General features: G+C 50.5%; 5 protein-coding genes. 2 read left to right on the top strand and 3 right to left on the bottom strand.

The features are described from left to right. Window positions 1–41: 41 nt before the first annotated feature. From mobF to LT85_RS25085, 3 genes are read right to left on the bottom strand one after another with little or no spacing between them, the layout of a single operon-like run. Window positions 42–3,191, bottom strand: a complete 3,150-nt coding sequence (gene mobF, locus LT85_RS25095) for a MobF family relaxase (RefSeq protein ID WP_040126148.1) — start codon at window positions 3,189–3,191, stop codon at window positions 42–44. A 2-nt stretch (window positions 3,192–3,193) separates the two neighbouring features. Then, complete coding sequence (locus LT85_RS25090) at window positions 3,194–4,750, bottom strand: type IV secretion system DNA-binding domain-containing protein (RefSeq protein WP_040126147.1); 1,557 nt, start codon at window positions 4,748–4,750, stop codon at window positions 3,194–3,196. A 5-nt stretch (window positions 4,751–4,755) separates the two neighbouring features. Further along, entirely contained in the window at window positions 4,756–5,148 is a 393-nt protein-coding gene (locus LT85_RS25085; RefSeq protein ID WP_040126146.1) for a hypothetical protein, read from the bottom strand. Window positions 5,149–5,547: 399 nt separating this feature from the next. Between LT85_RS25085 and LT85_RS25080 the strand changes: the two genes are divergently transcribed. Both LT85_RS25080 and stbB read left to right on the top strand, forming a co-directional pair. After that, window positions 5,548–5,964, top strand: a complete 417-nt coding sequence (locus LT85_RS25080) for a hypothetical protein (RefSeq protein ID WP_040126145.1) — start codon at window positions 5,548–5,550, stop codon at window positions 5,962–5,964. Then, window positions 5,961–6,680, top strand: coding sequence for a StbB family protein (gene stbB / locus LT85_RS25075; RefSeq protein ID WP_253273787.1), 720 nt, complete (start codon window positions 5,961–5,963; stop codon window positions 6,678–6,680). The genes LT85_RS25080 and stbB overlap by 4 nt, the downstream gene beginning before the upstream one ends. Window position 6,681: the final 1 nt, after the last annotated feature.

Genomic DNA, 6,681 nt, shown 5'->3' with positions numbered 1-6,681 from the left:
CAAGCTGCAGGAGTGGGCTGCGCCGGCACCTGGTGTTTTCTCTACGGGTTGCCAAGCTCCCCAAATTTCTTTGTTTTTTTCTCTGTAGGCGGCGTTTGAAGCTGTTTTTTGTCGACTTGCTTGTGCTGTATTGACTGCTTGCCATTCGCAGCGCCAATGGGCTGCAATCCTTGTGCTTGCCGTTGTATTGTTCTTTCTTTCTGAATGGAAAGCGCAGTTGTCTTATCGAAGCGCCTAGCGATAGCAGCGGGTAGCCCGGCTACTGAGTTGGTATATACCCTCGCCTCATGCTTAGCGCGGCTGATCGCCACGTAGTATAGATTTAGCGACGTAGTGCGGCTGGCGGTGTCCAGAGCAATCATCGCCCTGTCGTTGGTCAATCCTTGCGAGCTGTGCACCGTCGATGCGTATGCATGTTCCAGGTGCAAAGGTTTGCTGGCTGGGAGATCGAGAGAGCGGACCGGGCGGCCATCTTTTTGTTCGATAGAATCAAGGTGTACTGCACCCCCAACAATTCCAGCTACGCGCATGCGATCGCCGTTTGTGAGATCCAAGCTAGGCGTATTTCGATTGATTCGGATAGTGTCACCTACGGCTAGCTCGGGGCGCTCAAGGTTGTACACGCTCAATTGCGTTGTCTTGCGCGGGTTGATTTCGGTCGTTGTACCATCCTGCCGCTGAACGATGAGCATGTTGCCAGGCATTGCTTCCTTGACCGTATATGTCTCTCCGCGAACCAAGCCAAATTTTGGATAGTCTTTATCGGGCTGAATTACGACACCTGGTGCGTAGCTAGGTGCAAAGCGGCGCTGCGCTTGTGTCATATCCACTCGCGTTAGAGTCTCGAACTCCCTCCCCTTCCCTTTCAGATCCAGCGATTCGCGCACCATCTCATTGATTTCGCGCCTGGCTTCGTTGGTGCCGGCAACGATCAACGTTTCCCGCCGTTCTGGTTCGGTGAGTTTGATATAGTCATTGACAATTGCCCGGTGTCTGTCTGTGGCGTCCGGCAATTCTTCAATGTGTTTGATGTGGCTCAACGATTGCCCTACCCGTCCCTCAGTAGCATGTTCAACGGCGAGTTTTAGCTCAGGGTCTTTTTGTCGTTGAATCTCACTGATTCGAGCAGTATGCATACCGCCGTTTTGAAGTTGGGCAAAAGGTTTTCCGGCTTCAATCGCTTCTGTTTGTTTGGTGTCGCCCAATAAGACCATCCGAGCGCCGTGCTTCTCGACTACGCGCATAAGCTGTTCCATTTGCCGCGATCCTACTACGCCAGATTCATCCAAAACGATGACGGTCTTGTCGTTAATCGGTTTGTTTTTTGTGTTGAGAAAACTGGCAAGCGTATGCGCTTCCAAGCCTTCGTTTTTCAAGGCTTTGACCTGGTTGCCATATGGCGCCAAAGCGACCGTGCGAAAGCCAGCGCCCTCCTCTGCAGATAATTCATTTGTCTGCTTGATGAGGTCAACCGCCCGTTGTACGGTGTAGGTCTTACCTGTGCCGGCATCGCCCTGGATCCCGACAAAGCGATTTGTACTGCTGACTATGGCCTCCACTGCGGAACGTTGGCCGGCGTTCAAGGTGGAGTTCGCAAGTGCTTTCTGCACTTCAGCTGCCGCTAATATTGGAGCCACGGCATTGCGGCCAGTACGCTCAATGGCCAGAATTGCTTTTTCTCGTTTTAGCGCTTTTTGTGTTGTATAGCGCTTCTCGGCCGGCACCAATGATCCTTGCTTGACGGCGTTATTTACGTACATCGTGGTTTGCGCCTTCGTCCAGCCCTTGATCTCCTGCAGGTACGACTTCCAGCCCTCTACAGATAAAGCGGTTCCGCTTTTGCTGTCGGCAATTTGATAGGCTGGAACAGCTTCGATCAACGTCCCTTGCTTGATTAAACGGTTTATCTCAACCTTGATTTCTTCGGACCCAGCTAGACCCACTGCTCGGCGCGTGGCGGCCGTCATCAATGCACTTTCTTTTACAACAGCTTCGCGTTCGGTTAAATGATTGATCGCGTACTGCACAACCGCCTGTGCTGGCGTAATGCTGGCCGGCAGCGTTTTAATATCTCGGCCACTACTGCTGTCGCCTGGCTCATAGTTTTTGCCGTTGTTTCTTCCTGCTGACTTCTCCGGACTTGCTTTGCCATCAGACGCGCCTGTATGGATGCTATCGGAATCTTCGTCGTATTCGAAGCCGCGGTCGGTGGCCGACGCTGGCGTCATGTCGGTTGCCGAGTCTGTATCGCGGCCGCCAGTTTTTTTACCGCTCTCGGTCGGCTCGTAACTCCTGCCGTCGAGGTGCGATCGTGGGCCATAGTCAATGTTCAGCTCACGACTTTTCTCAACCCAATATTGCTTGACTAATTCTCGGTCCCTCTCGTCTTTGCGTGGCCTGGTCGCCAATGAGATGATTTGCTTTTCTAACGCGGTGGCTGTCGCCCTGGTCTTGCCTTCATTGGCTAACGCTTCCTCGATCACCAGGCCACGCGCAGAAAATGCCTCGATCTGGTCGCGGGTGATATGCGCCAGCTCGAAACTGCCCTTATCGTCTACTAACCGGATTTCGTAGCCGATGCCCTGCAGCTCTTTCGCCAGCTCCGCTTTATAGATGGCGTCGATCTGATGCTGTACACGAAATATGTCTTCGTTTGATACGGCCCGCCATGCACCATCCGAACGCTGCGTCATGTTCAACACGACGGCATGCGTATGGAGCTGGGGATCTTTGGCGCGGCTCATTTCATGGCGAAATTTCCCAACAACCATATTGCCGGTGCGTTCGCGGGTGCTCTTGCCATTGATTTTTTTCCTGGCTTCTGCCAGTTTTTCAACCTGGTCAACGGCGCGACGGACCGCTTTATCGTGTGCGTCGGTGACAGCGCGGTCGCCGGCGACAAGCGCTTGCATAGATACTGACTTTGGCGCCGAAAATGTCAGGTCTAATGCCATGCGCTTTTTCTTGTCGGCAGGGTCAAATGTCGTTTGAATTCGTTCGCCGTTTGGCAGTTCGCCATTAAGCAACCTGGACAACTCCCCATGCTCTACCGAGCCGGTAAGCCCCAATGTTTGCGCGCCCTTCCCTTGCCATTCGCCAGGACTATCTTTGCCGTAGTAATCGTCAGCCGCCGAAAAATAATGAGCTGCAGCGTACTGGTTGTTGCCGCGTATAGGTGTAACGTTGAGCATGACTAGCCTTTTAAAACAACGCCTTCAGCACGATGCGGATAATCTACATATGGCATGGTGATTTTAGTGATTGGAAAATCTTCGGCAAACATGACATAGCCAGTGAGGTCGTTTAGATTCGAGATCTCAGAGTCCATAACTACGGGTTCCGGCAGGCTGGTGACAGTGCTGCGGGTTGTGCCATTCGATGTTCTGGTGATGTTCAAGCGCTCTACTTGCTGCTTACCCAGGATCTCGCTGGCTTTTTCGGCGTTGAGCGCATTAGAGGCGCCGAAAATAATGTAGTTACGGAAGCATGAGAGCAACGTTCTCGCTGCCTCCTTGCCATACATTTCCTCAAGTTGCGCCCAGTCCTGAATGCTGCCGACGATCCGCAGACCATGCTTCCGTCCCTTGGTGGTTGCTGGGACGAATGATTCGAGTTTTCCAAGGGATTCCACTTCATCTAGGAATAGCCATAGCGGCGTGTCAACGGTGGACGAAGTTGGCTCATAGCTCAGGATCGTGGCGCAAATGGTGTCTATCCAGGTTGCGACTAATGGCCTTTGAGCCGAGCGCATGTCTTCGCGCCAGGTGATAAAGAGATTGCCGGAATTGGGGTTTTGAACCCATTGCAAGATGGAAAAATCCCCCTTGGTCATTGAACGCAGCGGCCGTACGTATTTATTGAGCATGAACTGGATGCTGGCAACGGCCTTTTCCGCGTTCTCTCGGAAATAGCCTTGCGAATCAGTATTCGCAAGAAAAGCCTTGATAACGTCGCCGTCTTCTCGCACCAGGAGATTGACTAGGGTGTCCTGGTCGGGATTGCCGGTTTCCACTAGCTTGCGCATTGTGTCGGCCAGCACATCGCGGCTGTATGCGCACCACTGTTCTGACTCCGAATCGATTTGCGGCGGGATGACGCTTTTCGCCATACGGTCGAAATCGTGAATACCCCGGATCTCATTAAACAGCGTCCAGCCTACCGAGCGAGAATCATACGGGTTGATGAGAATGTCCCCTGGGAAACTGAATTTCGAGTAAAAAGTTCCGTTCGGGTCGATCACTGCCATCTTGTCCCGACGCTTCAGCGCCGACGCAATCATGCCTTCCATGGTCACGGATTTACCCGAGCCAACAGATGCGCAGATCATGGTATTGCGGTTTTCCAGATGTATCGGCATTGGTAAATTGCCAATCATTATCGGTTCAAGTTTTGGCTTTTTGTCACGCTTCCTGCGGCCGTTTTCTTGACGGTTGACGGTGTTGACCTTGCCTTTGACGGTATGCCAGTTCGCCAACTTAGACCCGCGTAACCATCTTTTGTAGGGGGCGCCTCGGTATCCGTCATCGCCATATTCATTTAATAGGTATGCAGCACTGACCGCTAAACAGGCGCCAGCAACAACGCCGCCGGCAATAAATGGATTGTGCGTAGTAGCTTGTAAAGCTGCCGTAGCTGCCGCTGGAAATGGCGAAAGAGGAATGCCGCCGACATAAGTTCCAGCTATCCAGCCGGCAATCGGCAAGCTAACGCCGAAGAACATAGTTGCATTTTCGACTTCTAATTTTTGCATCTTAATTACTCCGCTTGTAATTGTTTGATGAGCTTGCCAATGTCCGGCGCGATCTTGTCCAGGACATTTGAAGACAGTCCTGCGTATTCCACGGCGGCACGTAAATCACTTATTTCGCCGGCCGTAGCTTTCCGATGAACCAAGTAAACCAAGGTCGTTAGCATGGCATTTGCGGCTTTTTGAGTGGCCTCAATCTCAGCTAATCGCCCTGTTATTTCTTGTCTTTCTGCCCACATTTCTAGACTATCCCGACCGCCGCTCTGGTGGCCGATTTTGTCGAGTGACTTGTCTCGAATATACGGACCTAGCTTCTTATAACCAGCCAGCGCTGCGGCTTGTTCAAGTCGGTTTTTCTCATCGGCGCTATAGCGTACTGAGAGTGGTTTTTCGTCTGCCATTTAAAAAACTCCTTTGTATTACAAATGTAATACAGATTTTTGAGACTATATAAGGCTTTAAAAGAGATTTGTCATACATTTGTATGCTAACAAATTTCGCGCCATCCGTGGTAAAGCCTTATTTTACGTTGATTTTGCCCCCCCGCAGGGGGTGCGTAATGTGTATTGGTTTTTTGCTCGGGTTAAGGAGCAAAAAATCTAGGTTTGAGTGAGTGCAATCGACTTAGGCCGAAGGCCGTAAGCGATAAGGCAACAGAAGGCTAACAAAAAAAGAACAGTTTTTATGCAGAAAGCACGCTATAGGTAAGTTAAAAGAAAACAACAGGTGAACAAAAAGTAGACAAAATTCGATGAAAGAATGTATTATCCATCCAGTCCCAAATTAACGTAGAGGAGGCGATGGAAAAATCAACCGTAAAGCAAGCAATTAGCGAAATGCAACCCACTACAAAGGCTGCAAAACTTCGTAGCCTGATGCCTGAGATCGAACGGAAATTGGCTGAAGGGGTGCAATTCAAAGATGTACTGGAAGCATTAAAAATTGGAGGGCTAGAGTTCGATCTTGCGACGTTCAAAACGTACGTGTATCGATTTCGGAAAGAGAACGTAAAGACAGTTACAGTTTCTAAAAAACCATCTGTTGGAACAGCTGAAACTGAAACTGGACAACCTGAAAGCGCGGCTGAAAATTCACCAGGTGAGCCAGTTTCGATGCAACACCTATCGAACCTAATGAAGCCGGATCCGGATCAAGAAGCGGCCGATATCCTCAACTACGAACGTATTGCTAAACAATCAAGGAAAGTGAAAAAATGAATATGAAATCTAAAATCGCGATCATCAATTTTTCCGGGAACGTTGGTAAGTCAACCCTGGCCAAGCAACTTTTCGCCCCTCGCATGAATGCGCCGGAATTTGCCGTTGAAACTATCAATGCAGGCGGCGGCGATAACGCAGCTACAGAAACATTGAAGGGTAAAGACTTCGGCAGTCTGCAAGAAGAAATGATGCGGCTTGATTCTGCAATTGTCGATATCGGCGCTTCTAACGTCGATGAGTTCGTAAAACTGATGGGCCAGTTTTCCGGATCGCACGAAGAGTTTGATTGGTTTGTTCTGCCGGTCGTCAGCGAGAAGAAACAACAAACTGATACGATCAACACAATCAAAACACTGGCTGGCCTCGGTGTACCTGCCAAAAAGATTCGTGTGGTGTTTAACAAGGTTGCCCTGGACGACGCTGACGACCTGACAAGCCACTTCAGCATGTTGTGCGGCTTCCATGAAGCAGAGAAAAAATTTACTCTGCGGCCGGATGCGGTGCTGTTCTCAAACGAAATTTTTGATCGCCTTCGCGTTCTCAAAAAATCGGTTGCTGAGGTTGTCGCAGATGAAACCGATTACCGGGCAATGATGCGCGAGGCAAAAGATGAGGACACCAAGGACTACGCCATTAGCATGATTTCGGCGAAGCGCCTGGCAACGTCCGCAAACAAGAATCTGGATGACGTATTCAAAGTGTTGTTCAAGTAGG

This window comes from Collimonas arenae (assembly GCF_000786695.1).
GTDB lineage: Bacteria > Pseudomonadota > Gammaproteobacteria > Burkholderiales > Burkholderiaceae_D > Collimonas > Collimonas arenae_A.
The sequence above is the reverse complement of the archived record's forward strand: the minus strand, read 5'-3'. Positions and strand labels throughout refer to the sequence as shown.